The following is a 14,318-nucleotide window of genomic DNA, read 5'->3' on the forward strand; positions in this document are numbered from 1 at the left end:
CGGGGCACCTGTCCGCCCAGCAATGACACACCTAGGGGATCAGCACACGTCATGACGGCAGGTGGTTCGCATCGGGGGGCACCGGGGAACCGTCACGAGCAGGCCGAGGAGCCCGCGGCAGCACAGCCCCGGCCGGAGCCGGTCACCCCGCGGCCACCGCGAGCGCACGTCGCCGTCCTGCAGGGGTTCGTCGGCTCCGTGCTGATGTTCGTCGGATCGATCGGCACCGGGTGGATCGCGAGCGGTTCTCCGATGGTCCGCCATCCTCTGGTCATCGCACTGCGCGTCGAGGGATGGGGCGTGTACTGCTCCACCGTGCTGCTGACGGTCGGCGCGATGCTGCTGGTGCGCTCCTGGCTCCGTCTCGGGCAGAGGCTGCAGGACTGGCCCGCCGGCGCCCAGCGCCCCGTCCTGCTGGCGGTGTGCGCGTGGTCGCTGCCCCTGCTGTTCGCCGTCCCGATCTACTCCCGGGACGTCTACGCCTACATCGGGCAGGGGCGGCTCATGCTGGCCGACCAGAATCCCTACACCACCGGCATCTCCACCCTCGAGAACTGGTTCATGCTGGGCGCCGATCCGGCCTGGGCCGAGGCCCGCACTCCCTACGGGCCGCACTTCCTGTGGGCGGCGCGGGCGATCGTGGCCCTCACCGGGGCGCAGCCGGACCTGTCGGTGCTGCTCTTCCGCCTCCTGGCCTGCGCCGGTGTCCTGCTGTGCGTGGTCTATGTGCCCAAGCTGGCGCAGCTGCACGGGGTCGACCCGGCCCGGGCCCTGTGGATCGCCGTGGCCAATCCCCTGTTCCTCATCAGCTTCGTGGCCAGCGCGCACAACGACGCGCTGATGCTCGGGCTGGCCGTGGCCGGCACGTACGCCGCGGCCACGGGGCGGCCGATCGCCGGTGTCCTGCTGGTGACCGCGTCGATCGCCGTCAAGCCCATCACCATCCTGCTGCTGCCGTTCATCGGGCTGCTGTGGGCGGGGCCGAAGGCGTCCTGGGGGCGGAGGTTCGGCCTCTGGGCGGCGACGGCGGCCCTGAGCTGCGGGGTGCTGCTGCTGAGCGGCCTCCCCTATCAGCTGGGCACCGGGTGGGTCTGGGCGCTGGTGGATCCCACCCCGGGCTTCACCGGCTACTCACCGTCCGGGTTCCTGAGCCAGCGGGTCGACCACCTCGCGGACGCGGTGGGTCTGCCGGGAGGTCAGCTGGCCTCGGCGCTGCGCAGCGCGCTGCAGTACACCGCCATCGGACTGGTGCTCCTCCTGATGTTCCGCGGCGACGACCGGCAGGTGGTCCGCAGGCTGGGACTGGCCTTCGCGGCCGTGGTGCTGCTCTCACCGATCATCCAGCCCTGGTACATCCTCTGGTTCCTGCCGTTCCTCGCCGTGACCGGCATCAAGGACAACTGGCAGATCCGCTCGCTCTACATCGTGATCACCTTCTTCGTCATCTTCGGCGCCCAGGACCAGCTCTCCGTGTGGCCGTTCATCGAGCTGCCGGTCGACGCGTCGACGATCGCGTTCGTGACGGCGCTGGCGTTCACCGCCTACCTGATCCTCCTGGACCCCCACACCCGGCACCTGCTGGTCCGCGGAGGCCCGGTGCGCTGGCTCGCCCGCCGGCGCCCCCGTCGCTGAGACCCCCACGTCGGCACCCGACCGCCCGACGCCCCCGGCGCCCCCGCCGGACCCGACCGCCCGACGCCCCTACCCGGCCCGACCGCCCGACGCCCCGTTACCTTCTTCCCAGCTCCTCGGTCCGTGATGATGAGGAGTGTTGGCCGGCCGGTCCTCGGCATGATCGTTTGCCCCCAGTCATCCATGATCCGGGGGGTGTTGTCACCGAGGGCCGGTCCGGTGGTCACGGATCGCTGATAGAGGCGGGATCTCCTGTGGAGGACCTTTGTAACGTGGATGCCGAGCGTGACCACCTCCCGGCCGGCCAGCACGTGCAGATGCCATCGCAGGAGAAGGGACCCGGCCATGTCAGAGCAACCATCCCCGGCGGTGTTCGTCGGCCTCGACGTCGGCAAGTCCGACCATCACGCCGTGGCCGTCACGAGCACGGGGAGGGCGGTCTATGACAAAGCTCTGCCCAACGACGAGGCTCGGCTGCGGGCGATTCTTGAGGCCCTGATCGTCGAGCACGGGCCGGTGCTGATGGTCGTTGATCAGCCGGCCACCATCGGGGCGCTGCCGGTGGCGGTGGCCCAGGCGATGGAGTCTGTCACCGTGGCATACCTGCCGGGACTGGCCATGCGCCGGATCGCGGACCTGCACCCGGGTGCGGCGAAGACGGACGCCCGCGACGCGTTGATCATCGCCGAGGCCGCCCGGACCATGCCGCACACCCTGCGGAACATCCGGGTGGACGAGGCTCAGATCGCCGAGCTGGGTGTGCTGGCCGGCTTCGACGACGACCTCGCCGCCCAGATCACCGCCACCTCGAACCGTCTGCGGGGGATGCTCACCCAGATCCACCCCGCCCTGGAACGGGTCCTCGGGCCGCGGGTGACCCACCCGGCGGTGGCCGACCTGCTCACCCGCTACCCGACCCCGGCGAAGCTGCAGACGGCCGGACGGGGTCATGTGAGGGCGAGGCTGAAGAAGCACGCCCCGCGGCTGGCCGAGCCGTTGACCGAGGAGGTCTTCGACGCCCTGGGCCAGCAGAGCGTGGTCGTGGCCGGTACCGAGGCCGCCGCCACCGTCATCCCGATCCTGGCCGGGCAGCTGGCCGGCCTGATCCATCAGCGCGCCACGGTGGCTACCCAGGTCGAGGCCCTCGTGGAGGCCCACCCTCTTTCCGCGGTCCTGACCTCGATGCCCGGCATCGGCGTCAGGACCGCCGCGAGGATCCTCACCGAAGTCGTCGGCAAGGACTTCCGAGACGCCGGGCACTTGGCCTCCTACGCCGGAATCGCCCCGGTTACCCGAAGGTCGGGAACCTCGATCCGCGGCGAGCACGCCGCCAAGGGCGGGAACAAGAGACTCAAACGGGCGCTGTTCCTCTCCGCCTTCGCCTCACTCAACCACCCGCCCTCCCGGGCGTACTACGACCGCAAGCGCGCCCAGGGCAAACGCCATAACCAGGCGATCATCGCCCTGGCCCGCCGACGGATCGACGTCCTGTACGCGATGCTGCGCGACGGGACCCTCTACCAAGACCCCACCGAGCCTCAGAGCCCGTCACCGGTGGCCCTGGCCGCTTGACGAAAACGATAGAGGCACCCCCCGTCGGACCCGACCGCCCCGGACCGCGACGGCAACCGGCCGAGCGGTGGCCGCGGGCACCGCCGGGCCGTGGGGGCAGCGGCGGCGCCGTCGCGGCCCGGGGCCGGTGAGGTCGCGCCGACGGCGCCGTCGTGACGTCCGGCTAGAGTCGTGGGCATGGCCGGACAGCAGACAGCACGCACCCCGTCGACCCTGCTCGACGGGTCCGCCCCGGAGACGGTCGCGGCGGAGGCCGCCCGCCGGCGCACGTTCGCGGTGATCTCCCACCCGGATGCGGGCAAGTCGACGCTGACCGAGGCCCTGGCCCTGCACGCGCGCGTCATCGAGGAGGCCGGGGCGACCCACGGCAAGTCCAGCCGGAAGGCCACGGTCTCGGACTGGATGCAGATGGAGCAGGACCGGGGCATCTCGATCAGCTCGGCCGCCCTGCAGTTCAGCTACCGGGACACCGTGGTCAACCTGCTCGACACCCCCGGCCACGCCGACTTCTCCGAGGACACCTACCGGGTGCTGGCCGCGGTGGACTGCGCGGTGATGCTCGTCGACGCCGCCAAGGGCCTGGAGACCCAGACCCTGAAGCTCTTCGACGTGTGCGCACGGCGGGGCCTGCCGGTGATCACCGTGATCAACAAGTGGGACCGCCCCGGCAAGGACGCCCTGGAGCTCATGGACGAGGTGCAGCAGCGCACCGGCCGGGTGCCGGTGCCGCTGACCTGGCCGGTGGGGCTGTCCGGGGACTTCCGGGGCACCCTGGATCCGCGCACCCGCACCTACACCCGGTACCGGCGGGTGGCCGCCGGCGCCGCCCTGGCCGAGGCGGAGGTGCTCGACCCCGCGCAGGCCGCCGAGCTCGAGGGGGCGGCGTGGACGGAGGCGTGCGAGACGGCCGATCTGGTGGCCGAGAGCAACGGGGCGTTCGAGCCCGGGGCGTTCCTGGCCGCAGAGGCCACCCCGGTGCTGTTCGCCGCCGCGGCCCTGAACTTCGGGGTGGGCACCCTGCTCGACGTCCTGGTCGACCTCGCGCCCCCGGCCGGCGCGCGTCCCGACGCCGCGGGGGTCCCGCGGCCGGTGGACGCGCCGTTCTCCGGGTTCGTGTTCAAGCTCCAGGCCGGGATGGACCGCGCCCACCGGGACCACGTGGCGTTCCTGCGGGTCTGCTCCGGGGTGTTCCGGCGCGGGACGGTGCTCACGCACGGGGCCACCGGCAAACCGTTCGCCACCAAGTACGCCCACCAGGTCTTCGGCCGGGACCGGGAGACCGTCGAGACCGCCTTCCCCGGGGACGTGGTGGGGCTGGTCAACGCCTCGGCGCTGCGGGCCGGGGACAGCGTCTATACCGGCACGCCGGTGACCTTCCCGCCCATTCCGCACTTCTCCCCCGAGCACTTCCAGGTGGCCCGGGCCGTGGACGCCGGGCGGGCCAAGCAGTTCCGCCGTGGGATCACCCAGCTCGAGCACGAGGGCGTCATCCAGGTGCTGCGCTCGGAGGTCCGCGGGGACCAGGCGCCGGTGCTCGCGGCGGTGGGCCCGATGCAGTTCGAGGTCGTGGCCGACCGGATGGCCCAGGAGTTCGGTGCGCAGGTGCGCCTGGAGGCCCTTCCCTACACCCTCGCCCGGCGAGTCGTCGCCCCCGATCCCGGCGTGCTGAACCAGGTGCCGGGCGTCGAGGTGCTGTGGCGCTCCGACGGCGAGGCGGTGGCGGTGCTCACCGACAAGTGGAAGCTCGGCCGCATTCCCACCTACGCCCCCGAGGCGTCCCTCGAACCGATCGGCGGCGACGCCGAGGAGACCACCCCCGCCTGAGCCCGCCCGGGCGCCGCCGCCCTGCGGCGGACGACCTCGAAGACCACCGCCGACGCCGCGTTGGGCACCCAGTAGGGCCAGGGCAGGGCGGGGCACAGACACAGCACCCATGCCTGCGCCCAGCGCAGCGCTCCGGAGGTCCTGCGGTTGCGCACCAGGTGATAGCCCACCACGGACTCGAACGCCGCCGTGGCCAGCACGACGGCCGGAGCGACCGGCTCCAGCGCGGCCAGGACGGGCCGGTAGGGCGGCACCCACGCGCTGTCGCGGAACCAGCCGATCAGCCGGTGGGCGATGCGGACCGTGTACACCGCGTTGAGGACGGCCGAGCCGCTGAAGTACAGTCCCACGGCCCGGACGCCCCACAGCCCGGCCCGCCGCGGTGCCGGCCTCACGCTCGGGCGACGGATGTGCCGATGTGCCGTGGATGCCATGACAGGTCCTTCCCGCTCCGACGGTGTCGGACGTCGGAGCGCTTCGTCCGGACGGCTGGTGGAGGCCCATTGCACCACGGCCGTCAGGCGTCTCCCACCGCGGCACCGCATGATGACGCGCATGCCCCCATGGGCATCGGCCGCAACCGGGCATCCACATGAGGGGGCGTCGCTGTCCTGGAGGCCTGGCCGCAGCGCCGGGCGTCGTGCACGGTCTCGGGGAGGTCCGGTCGAGCCGGATCAGCGGAGCCGTCGGTGCCGGTGCGAGGAGTCGCGTCGCGAGACGGTGCGGCGACGGCCGGCGCACGAGCGCCGGGTCGGCGTCCCACGACGTTGCTGATCTCGGGCCCGCCGCGACGGCGCCGTGCCCCGCCGGCTCCCGGCCCGTCCGACGACGGCGCCGCAGCCCACCAACAGGGCCAGCACGTAGACCGGCAACAGACCCCAGGACGCGATCGTGTTCTCGTGGGAGAGCACTGCCAGCAGGCAGGCGGCCGCCACGGCGATGCCCCCTGTCCACCGAGCACGGGCGGTCAGGAGCAGGATGCCGGCCAGCGCGGCGACCACGGATGCACGGCGCACGTCGTGTGCGCCTTCGACGCGCAGGAGCTCTTCCTCGTCGGTGCCCCAGCTCACCAACGGAACCGCGTGCACCAGGCCGAGGTACAGGGTCATCGACGCGGCGAGGCCGACCAGTCCCGCCACGACAGCGATGAGGATGCGGCTCACGGCGAGCGGTGCGCGCGGCTGGACGGGGTGCGGGTCATGGGCCCATTGTGCTCAGCGGGTCCGCACGCCCAGCACCCGCAGGACCCTCGACCTGTGACGTCGCAGTCGGCGCGTCCCTTCCGCAGACCGCGAGGTACCGCCAGAGTATGAGTCACGGCGACACCGGCCGCACGTCATCGACAGGAGATCCCCATGGGCCAGCTGATCATCACCGAGTTCACCACGCTCGACGGCGTCGTCGACTCCCCCGGCGGTGGCCCGCATCCGCACGCCGGCTGGACCTTCCAGCAGGTGGAGTTCGACGAGACCGCCTACGAGATCAAGGACCGGGAGCAGCAGGAGGCGGCCGCGATGCTGATGGGCCGGGTCAGCTACGAGGAGTTCGCCCCGGTCTGGCCCTCGATGGAGGAGTTCGCCGAGTACAACGCCATGCCGAAGTACGTGGTCTCCTCCACCCTCGAGAACCCGGCGTGGCACAACACCTCGGTGCTGCGCTCCCTCGACGAGGTCGCCCGGCTGAAGGAGACCGTCGACGGCACCATCCTGGTGCACGGCAGCGCGACGCTGGCCAAGGGCCTGGCCGCCGCCGACCTCGTGGACCGGTACCACCTGCTGATCTTCCCCGTGCTGCTCGGCGCGGGACGGCGTCTCTTCGACGACACGGCCGACACGCTGCGCAAGCTGGACCTGGTCGAGCACCAGGCCTACGCGAACGGCGTCGTCAAGGCCGTCTACGACGTCGCGCGCTGACGCCCTGCTCCCGCCGCCCCGAGGGCTGCGCCGGGGGCCGGGTCGCGACCGCCGGTGCGGGCGGCCGACCCGATCCGGCGGCGCGGCTCACTCGCCCGCGGCGCCGGCTCCTGCGGCCCCGGCCCCACCGAGGGTGGACAGGGCTGCACGGAGCCGTGCGTCGGCGTCGTCGGCGACCTCCCGCACCTGGGGGCTGCCGCTGAGCTGCACCATGGTCTGCGGGTCGATGGCCTCGACGGTGGTCCGGTCCTCTCCCGGAGCGCGGCGGACCACGACGTTGCAGGGCAGCAGGGCGCCGAGCTGCGGCTCGGCGGCCAGCGCCCTGCTGGCCAGGCCGGGGTTGCAGGCTCCCAGGATGACGTAGTCGCCGACGGCCTCGGCGGCCTCGGGGCCCAGCTTCGTGGTGAAGGTCGCCCTGACGTCGATCTCGGTCAGGACGCCGAAGCCCTGATCGGCCAGAGCGGCGCGTGTCCGCTCCACGGCCTGCTCGTAGGGCAGGGGGACGGTGACGGTGTGGGTGTAGGCCATGCTCAGCTCCCTCGGGATCGATCGGGCACTGCGGAGTTCTCCGCCTCCAACCTCTCAGTCTTCCGCCGCCGAGGCCAGGGGGGGGCAGAACGGTCCTTTCGCTCCGTCCCCGCCGGTCCTTCCCCCCGCCCCGGGCCGCGCTCCCGTGGTGTCCGGCAGCCCGAGGCCCCGACCGGGATCCGTCGCGCGACCGGCGGGTGTTTCCCGAGCGTTTGCATACCCCTGGGGGTATCAGACATACTGGAGGCACACGTTTCACCCGTCCGCTCTTCGAAAGGCACTTCGTGACTTCCGCCCCCACCGCCGTGACCACCCTCGACCCCCGGACCCTGCGCCAGTGGATGGCCCAGCACGAGGACCTGGTCGTCATCGACGTCCGCTCCGCGGCCGAGTTCGAGTCCCTGCACATCCGCGGTTCCTACAACGTGCCCCTGCCCCTGCTGTCCGAGCACACCGCCGAACTGGCCGCGCGCCTCGGTGAGCGCGTCGTGCTGGTGTGCCAGTCGGGGGTCCGTGCCGAGCAGGCCCGTCAGCGGCTGTCCACCGCCGGGGTCGACACCGCCTACGTGCTCACCGGCGGAGCCCCCGGCTTCGCCGCCGCGGGAGGCGACGTCGTGCGCGGCGCCCAGCGCTGGGACCTGGAGCGCCAGGTGCGCATGGCCGCCGGCTCCCTCGTGCTCACCGGGCTGGTCGGAGGCCGGTTCATCTCGCCCAAGGTGCGCACCCTGGCCGGGATCGTCGGCACCGGCCTGGCCTTCTCGGCGGCCTCCAACACCTGTGCGATGGGCAAGGCGCTCGCGGCCATGCCGTGGAACAGGACTGCCGACGAGCCCACTGCCACCTCTGCCATCAACCAGATCCCCGCTGCCGGCGCCTGAGCCCCACCAAGGCCGGCTGACCGGAGCCGGCCGAGAGCCGCGTGCGCCGCCGCTCGGCTCCGCCTCCCCACCGCCCCGCCCAGGAACAGGTCCTCGACGTCCGCGAGGACTTCGAGGTCGCCGACGGCATGATCCCCGGCGCCCTCCACATCCCCATGGGGCAGCTCACCGCCCGCCTGCCCGAACTCGACCGGACCCGCCCGGTGATCGTCGTCTGCCGCAGCGGCAACCGCAGCGCCCGGGTGGCCGACGCGCTCAACGGCGCCGGCTACACCGCGGACACCATGGCCGGCGGCATGCTCGCCTGGCAGCGCGCCGGGCTGCCCATCCGCTGATCCGCAGCAGCCGGCGTCGGCCACCGACCGCGGGCACCGAACACCGAACAGCGGGTGCTGAGCGCCGGGCATCGAACCCGGGCACCGAACCCGGGCACCGAGTGCCGGGTGCCGGGCACCGACAGCACGAAGGGGCCGTCCGCATCTCGCGGACGGCCCCTTCGACCGTGTCCAGGCCCCGCCTCCCCACCGCACCGCACCGCACCGCACCGGAGCAGCATCCGCCCGGACAGCATTCCCGTCGCACTGCACCTCCGGAGCTCATCCGCGTCGCACCGCCCGGCGAACGCCGTCCGGCCGCCGACCACACGTGGACGGCCTCGCGGAGATGCTCCCGGAGGAACTTGCGGGGCAGGCAGGGCCGACGCGGGGCGTGTCCGGGCCGCGCTCTCGAGATGTACGTCCGTGACGACGACGTCGGGGCGGCTCAGCACCGGAACCACCCCCGCGCCTGCTGCTGGGACAATCGTTGCCGGTGGCCGGAGTCGGCGTGGAGGTGGCCATCCGCCTCCTGTGCAGGTCGAAGGCGCAGGACCCGGTCGGGTGTGTCGTCGTCTCCTCCGCCGGGCGGGGGTCACCCCTGGGGGCACCCCGGCCGCTTCGGGCCATCGTGTTCGTCCTCATCGCAGGCCGGGGCACGGAGAGGGAAGGGCGCACATGTCCGCACGCATCCGATGGTCGCGATGGCTGGTCGCCGCCGGTCTGCTCGGCCTGCTGGTCGGGGCCCTCGATCCCCTGGAGGGATCGCTCGTCATCCTGGCGGGCGCAGCCCTGGCGGCCCTCGGCGCCCACCTCGGTCGGAGCAGGCGCCGGCAGTATGCGTCCTGGTCACTGGTCCTGGTCACCACGGGCGTGGCCGCCATGTGGATCGCGAGCGCCGCCGGGGGTTTCGGGCCGGGAACCGGGCGCTCCCCCGGATGGGGAGCGCTCGTTCTTCTGCCCTATGCCGCCGGTTGGCTGCTGGGTCTCGCGGTCGCCGTCGTCACGCTGATCGAACTGCTCACCCGCCGGCCGCAGGCGGATCGGGCCGCACCTGGGGAGTGAGGACGACCCCTTCCCGGCAGCTGCCGTTGCGGCCGGCCGCCGAGGACACCCCGTCGTGCCGCCGGTGGCCCCCTTCCACCCGCCGACGACGACCCGTCCTTACCGCCGGAGCCCTCCTCTCCAGCCGCCGAGAACACCCCGTCCATACCGTCAAAGTCGCCCTCCAGCCGCCGAGGAGACCCTCTCTGTGCCGCCGGAGGCCCCTTCCACCCGCCGACGACGCCCCGTCGTGCCGCCGGAGCGGGCTCGTCCGGGCGCCGAAGACGACCGAAGGGGCCGCCCGCGTGTTGCGGGCGGCCCCTTCGGCTCTTGAGCGCTCGAGGCTCGGGATCAGCGCACGGCGGCAGCCACGGTGTCCCGGTAGGCGGACCAGCCGGCGTAGGAACCGTCGAGCTCGGCCACGTCGTAGCCGGCGTGCCGGAGCGTGGAGGCCACCACCGAGGACCGCAGCCCGCTCTGGCAGTAGGTCACGATGGTGCCCTGCTGCGGCAGCCGGTCCAGGTTCCACAGCACCCGGCCCCCGTGCAGCTGAACGGAACCGGGCACGTGCCCGGCGGCGTGCTCGCTCGCGGCGCGCACGTCCAGCAGGACGGCCTTGTCGAAGGACTCGACCTCCTCGGGCTGGACCAGCTGCGGGGTGGACCGCGGCAGGCCCGCCGTGCCGGTGACGTAGCCGGCGACCCTGTCGATGCCCACGCGCACCAGGTGGTCCCAGAAGTCCTGGGCCGCCTCCTGGTCGTCGGCCAGCAGCACCAGCGGACGAGTGTCGGCCTCGGGGTTCACGGCCCAGGCGGCGTAGGTCGCCACCGATCCGCCGGCGGGGATGTTCAGTGCCCCGCTCACGGTGCCGGTGTGCACCTCGGCCGCGGAGCGGGTGTCCACGAAGGTGGCCTCGTCGGCGGCGAGCAGCCGCGCGACCTGCTGCGCGTCCAGCTGGGACAGCGGGGCCCGCTCCCCCATGACCGCCGGGCCCCGCCGGTTCTGGTTCTTCATCCGCCCGAAGTAGAACGGGGCGTCGGGCTGGCCCTCGAGCAGCTCCTCGACGAAGCCCGCCTCGTCGTCGGCCGCCAGGTAGGGACCCCACCAGGAGTAGAGCCGCTCGTAGCCCACCGTGGTCGACGGGATCGCACCCAGGGCCTTGCCGCAGGCCGATCCGGCCCCGTGCCCGGGGAAGACCTGGACGTGGTCGGGCAGGGTCAGGAACTTCTCCTTGAGGCTGGCGAACATCTGCTTCGCCCCGAGGAAGCGGGTGTCCACCCCGCCGGCGGCCTCGTCCAGCAGATCGGGCCGCCCCAGGTCCCCGGAGAACACGAAGTCCCCGGTGAGCATGTAGCCCGGGGCGTCGGCGAAGGCGCCGTCGGTGACGAGGAAGGACAGGTGCTCCGGCGTGTGGCCCGGGGTGTGCACGGCCTTCACCACGATGTTGCCGATCCGGAGCTCGTCGCCGTCGTACAGGCGCTCGGCGTCGAACTCGTACTGCCAGTCCTCTCCGCCCTCGCCGGAGACGTGCATGGTGGCCCCGGTGCCGGCGGCCAGCTCGCGGGTCCCGGAGAGGTAGTCGGCGTGGATGTGGGTCTCGGTGACCGCGGTGATCCGCATGCCGTTCTTCGCGGCCAGGTCCCGGTAGACGTCGATGTCGCGACGGGGATCGACCACCAGGGCCTGCCCGGTGCGCTGGCACCCGATGAAGTAGCTGGCCTGAGCGAGGTCCTCGTCGTAGATGCGCTCGATGAGCATGGGTCTCTCCTTCGCAGGATGGGGTGTGGAACAGGGGTCCGGCGGAGGTCTCTCCGGCCGTCTGACGACAACGGTAATACCCCCAGGGGTATGGCGCAAGTACCCAGGGGGGTATGCTGGACGCGGATGGCGGTGGAGGTGAGACGGATGCACCCACGAGCACGGCGACTGCTGCGCGGCTGGACGGGGGCCGTCCTGGCGACGGCCGTCGCGGCGGCGTCCCACGTCGCCGGCGGCGGCCCGGCTCCGGCACCGATGCTCGTCCTCCTCTCCCTGGCGCTGTCCGGGCCGGTGTGCACCGCCCTGGCCGGGCAGGTGCTGTCCCGTTCCGCAGTGGCAGCCGGTGTGCTGGTCAGCCAGGGCGTCTTCCACCTGCTGTTCGGCGGCACCGGGGAGGTCGTCGTCGTCTCCGGCGATGCCCACCACGCCGCCCCCGCAGCGGAAGCGGGAGGACCCGCCCTCGTGCTCGCGGCCGAGCCGCACGCCGCCCACGACGGCACCACCATGGTGGCCCTCCACGTGCTCGCCGCCGCGGCCACCTACGGTCTGATCCGCCACGGCGAGGTCTCCGCGGTGCGGGTGCTCGACTCTCTCCGGATGCGCGTCCGCCGGCTGTGGCAGGTCGCGTCCTGTCCTCTCGTGGCGCACCGTCCCCGTCCCGTGACGGAGGGGCGCTCGCCCGTGCTGATCGACCAGGAGCGGCTGCGTCCGGCGCTGTCCTACCGCGGCCCGCCGGAGCGCCGTCATCGGGACCTCGACCGAGTCCTCCGTGCGGCGCCGGGCGTCGCTCCCGCTCGGGCAGGCTGAGCGCCGACACGGCGCCGGCAGCCGGCGGGGCCGCCGCGACGCGCCACCTCCGGCGTGGTCCCCCTCCACGTTCCGTCCCACCGCACGGCCCTCGACGCCGCGCTGCCCTCCCCTGGCTGAAGGATGCCCATGCTCTTCCATCACTCCACCCGCACTCCGCGCCGCACCGCCGTCCTGGCCCTCGGCGCACTCACCCTGACCGGTTGCGGCGCCGCCGCGGACACCGCCCCCGCAGCCGGCCCCGCTTCCCCGGCGCCCGTCTCCTCCGCGCCGGCCTCCTCGGTCGCCGCGCCCCTGCGCGTCGAGCAGGCCTGGGTCAAGGCCCGCACCACGCCGGGGATGACCGGCGCCTTCGCCACCCTCGTCAACGACACCGACGTCCCGGTGACCCTCGTCGGGGTCGCCACCGACGGCGCGAGCGGATCCACGGAGCTGCACGAGACCGCGCTGGACCCGGAGACCGGATCCACGGTCATGCGGCGGATGGCCGAGCCCGTCACGATCGCCCCGGGTGCGTCCTACGTGCTCGAACCCGGTGGGAACCACATCATGCTGCTCGACCTGCAGTGCGGTCTCTACGCCGGTGACGCCCTGGACCTCACCCTCCAGTTCGACGGCGGGGCCGGGCAGACCGTCGCCGCCCCGATCAAGGACTACGCCGGCGCCCAGGAGGAGTACGTTCCGGGATACGACCAGGACCACGACGAGCACGGCGAACCGGGGCACGACGAGCCGGGTCACACGGCGTCCGCCGCCGTCTCGGCGCTGCCCAGCTGCCATGAGTGAGCTCGGCGACCGGGTCAGTCGTCGGCGGCTGCTCGCCGCCGGCGGGGCCGCCGGGGTCGGTGCGGTCTCGGCGGTGGGACTGGAGTCCGCCCGCAGGGCCGGCGCGTTCCGGCCCGATCCGGATGCGGATCGGTGGGCCCACGGCCGGGACACGGTGGCCTTCCACGGCCCCCGGCAGGCCGGTGTGGGCACCACGCCACAGGCCTTCGCCTCCTTCGTGGGCCTGGACCTGCACGCCGGGGCCACCCGGGACACGGTGCGCCGGCTCCTCACGGTGCTGTCCGACGACGCGGCGGCGCTGACCCAGGGTCGTGCCCCTCTGGGAGACCAGGAGCCGTGGCTGGCCCAGAACCCCTCCCGGCTCACGGTGACCTTCGGCTTCGGCCCCCGGGTCCTCGCGCTCGTCGCCGGCGACCTCCGGCCCGACTGGCTGAGGCCGTTGCCGCGGTTCTCCGTCGACCGGCTCGAGGACCGGTGGAGCGGAGGCGATCTGCTGCTCCAGATCTGCGCCGAGGACCGGCTGACCGTCTCCCACGCCCAGCGGATGCTGTTCAAGGACGCCCGCTCCACCACGGCCGTGCGGTGGATCCAGGAAGGCTTCCGGCACACGGTCGGCTCCACGGCGTCGGGCGGGTCCATGCGCAACCTCTTCGGGCAGGTCGACGGCACCGTCAACCCGGCACCCGGCACCGAGGAGTTCGAGCGGGTCGTCTACGGACGCGGAGGATGTCCGGCGTGGGTCGAGGACGGCACGGCGCTGGTGCTGCGGCGGATCGCCATGGATCTGGACACCTGGGACGAGGTCGACACCCCCGCCCGGGAGGACTCCGTCGGGCGGCGGTTGACGGACGGGGCGCCTCTGACGGGATCCTCCGAGCACGAGGAGCCCGACTTCGCCGCGAAGGGTCCGCTGGGGTTCCCCGTCATCGCCGGCTACGCTCATATCCGTCGTTCCCGCACCGGGAATCCGCCGGAGCAGATCCACCGGCGCGCCTACAACTACGACGTCCCCGGGGCCGGGGTGCCCGGTGCCGCGGGCGACGTCGGGCTGCTGTTCGCGTCCTACCAGGCCGATGTCGACCGCCAGTTCGTCCCGATCCAGCAGCGGCTCGACGAGCTGGACATGCTGAACACCTGGACGACGCCCGTCGGCTCGGCCGTCTTCGCCGTGCCCCCGGGCTGCACCGAGGGAGGATTCGTCGGCGACGTCCTGTTCGACGCCTGAACTCCGGCTCGGATCGCCCATGCCAGGGGCTCCCGGA

The 14,318-nt window shown here is 72.9% G+C and carries 14 protein-coding genes; 10 read left to right on the top strand and 4 right to left on the bottom strand.

Features of this window, described 5'->3' with window-relative positions:
- Positions 1-51 precede the first annotated feature (51 nt).
- The 3 genes from mptB to AYX06_RS03280 all read left to right on the top strand — a co-directional run bounded on the left by mptB (position 52) and on the right by AYX06_RS03280 (position 5,028).
- Positions 52-1,632: a polyprenol phosphomannose-dependent alpha 1,6 mannosyltransferase MptB gene (gene mptB, locus AYX06_RS03270; RefSeq protein ID WP_062734444.1), complete on the top strand. Its 1,581-nt coding sequence runs from the start codon at positions 52-54 to the stop codon at positions 1,630-1,632.
- A gap of 345 nt (positions 1,633-1,977) precedes the next feature.
- The gene (locus AYX06_RS03275; RefSeq protein ID WP_062734075.1) at positions 1,978-3,204 is read left to right on the top strand and encodes an IS110 family RNA-guided transposase; all 1,227 of its coding nucleotides are present in this window, start codon (positions 1,978-1,980) and stop codon (positions 3,202-3,204) included.
- A 177-nt stretch (positions 3,205-3,381) separates the two neighbouring features.
- A complete protein-coding gene (locus AYX06_RS03280; protein WP_062734446.1) occupies positions 3,382-5,028 on the top strand; it encodes a peptide chain release factor 3 in 1,647 nt (548 codons plus the stop codon).
- Here AYX06_RS03280 and AYX06_RS19665 read toward each other — a convergent pair.
- Both AYX06_RS19665 and AYX06_RS03290 read right to left on the bottom strand, forming a co-directional pair.
- On the bottom strand, positions 4,965-5,462 hold the full coding sequence (locus AYX06_RS19665) for a hypothetical protein (protein ID WP_147017343.1): 498 nt from the start codon (positions 5,460-5,462) through the stop codon (positions 4,965-4,967). The two genes, AYX06_RS03280 and AYX06_RS19665, sit on opposite strands and share 64 nt — an antisense overlap.
- Positions 5,463-5,702: 240 nt before the next feature.
- On the bottom strand, positions 5,703-6,191 hold the full coding sequence (locus tag AYX06_RS03290; RefSeq protein WP_062734452.1) for a hypothetical protein: 489 nt from the start codon (positions 6,189-6,191) through the stop codon (positions 5,703-5,705).
- A 192-nt stretch (positions 6,192-6,383) separates the two neighbouring features.
- Here AYX06_RS03290 and AYX06_RS03295 point away from each other — a divergent pair, with 192 nt between their 5' ends.
- Complete coding sequence (locus tag AYX06_RS03295) at positions 6,384-6,941, top strand: dihydrofolate reductase family protein (protein WP_062734456.1); 558 nt, start codon at positions 6,384-6,386, stop codon at positions 6,939-6,941.
- A gap of 87 nt (positions 6,942-7,028) precedes the next feature.
- Here AYX06_RS03295 and AYX06_RS03300 read toward each other — a convergent pair whose 3' ends face one another.
- Positions 7,029-7,469: a DUF302 domain-containing protein gene (locus tag AYX06_RS03300; protein WP_062734459.1), complete on the bottom strand. Its 441-nt coding sequence runs from the start codon at positions 7,467-7,469 to the stop codon at positions 7,029-7,031.
- Between the two features lie 341 nt (positions 7,470-7,810).
- Here AYX06_RS03300 and AYX06_RS03305 point away from each other — a divergent pair, with 341 nt between their 5' ends.
- From AYX06_RS03305 to AYX06_RS03315, 3 genes are all read left to right on the top strand, one after another.
- A complete protein-coding gene (locus AYX06_RS03305; RefSeq protein WP_084271715.1) occupies positions 7,811-8,347 on the top strand; it encodes a rhodanese-like domain-containing protein in 537 nt (178 codons plus the stop codon).
- Positions 8,348-8,388: 41 nt separating this feature from the next.
- Positions 8,389-8,682, top strand: a complete 294-nt coding sequence (locus tag AYX06_RS03310) for a rhodanese-like domain-containing protein (protein ID WP_062734463.1) — start codon at positions 8,389-8,391, stop codon at positions 8,680-8,682.
- 657 nt (positions 8,683-9,339) lie between these two features.
- Positions 9,340-9,726 carry a hypothetical protein gene (locus tag AYX06_RS03315; protein ID WP_062734465.1) on the top strand — a complete coding sequence of 129 codons (387 nt, stop codon included), beginning with the start codon at positions 9,340-9,342 and terminating at the stop codon, positions 9,724-9,726.
- 330 nt (positions 9,727-10,056) lie between these two features.
- Here AYX06_RS03315 and AYX06_RS03320 read toward each other — a convergent pair whose 3' ends face one another.
- Positions 10,057-11,463, bottom strand: a complete 1,407-nt coding sequence (locus tag AYX06_RS03320; RefSeq protein WP_062734467.1) for an MBL fold metallo-hydrolase — start codon at positions 11,461-11,463, stop codon at positions 10,057-10,059.
- A gap of 147 nt (positions 11,464-11,610) precedes the next feature.
- On the opposite strand from AYX06_RS03320, the gene AYX06_RS03325 reads away from it, so the two are divergent.
- The 3 genes from AYX06_RS03325 to AYX06_RS03335 all read left to right on the top strand — a co-directional run bounded on the left by AYX06_RS03325 (position 11,611) and on the right by AYX06_RS03335 (position 14,281).
- Positions 11,611-12,270 (top strand): hypothetical protein, encoded by a 660-nt coding sequence (locus tag AYX06_RS03325; protein WP_147017341.1) that lies wholly within the window; start codon positions 11,611-11,613, stop codon positions 12,268-12,270.
- 129 nt (positions 12,271-12,399) lie between these two features.
- A complete protein-coding gene (locus tag AYX06_RS03330) occupies positions 12,400-13,056 on the top strand; it encodes a copper chaperone PCu(A)C (protein WP_062734471.1) in 657 nt (218 codons plus the stop codon).
- On the top strand, positions 13,049-14,281 hold the full coding sequence (locus AYX06_RS03335; protein WP_062734473.1) for a Dyp-type peroxidase: 1,233 nt from the start codon (positions 13,049-13,051) through the stop codon (positions 14,279-14,281). Before AYX06_RS03330 ends, AYX06_RS03335 begins: the two co-directional genes overlap by 8 nt.
- Positions 14,282-14,318: the final 37 nt, after the last annotated feature.

The sequence above is a fragment of the Kocuria turfanensis genome (assembly GCF_001580365.1).
Taxonomy (GTDB): Bacteria; Actinomycetota; Actinomycetes; order Actinomycetales; family Micrococcaceae; genus Kocuria; species Kocuria turfanensis.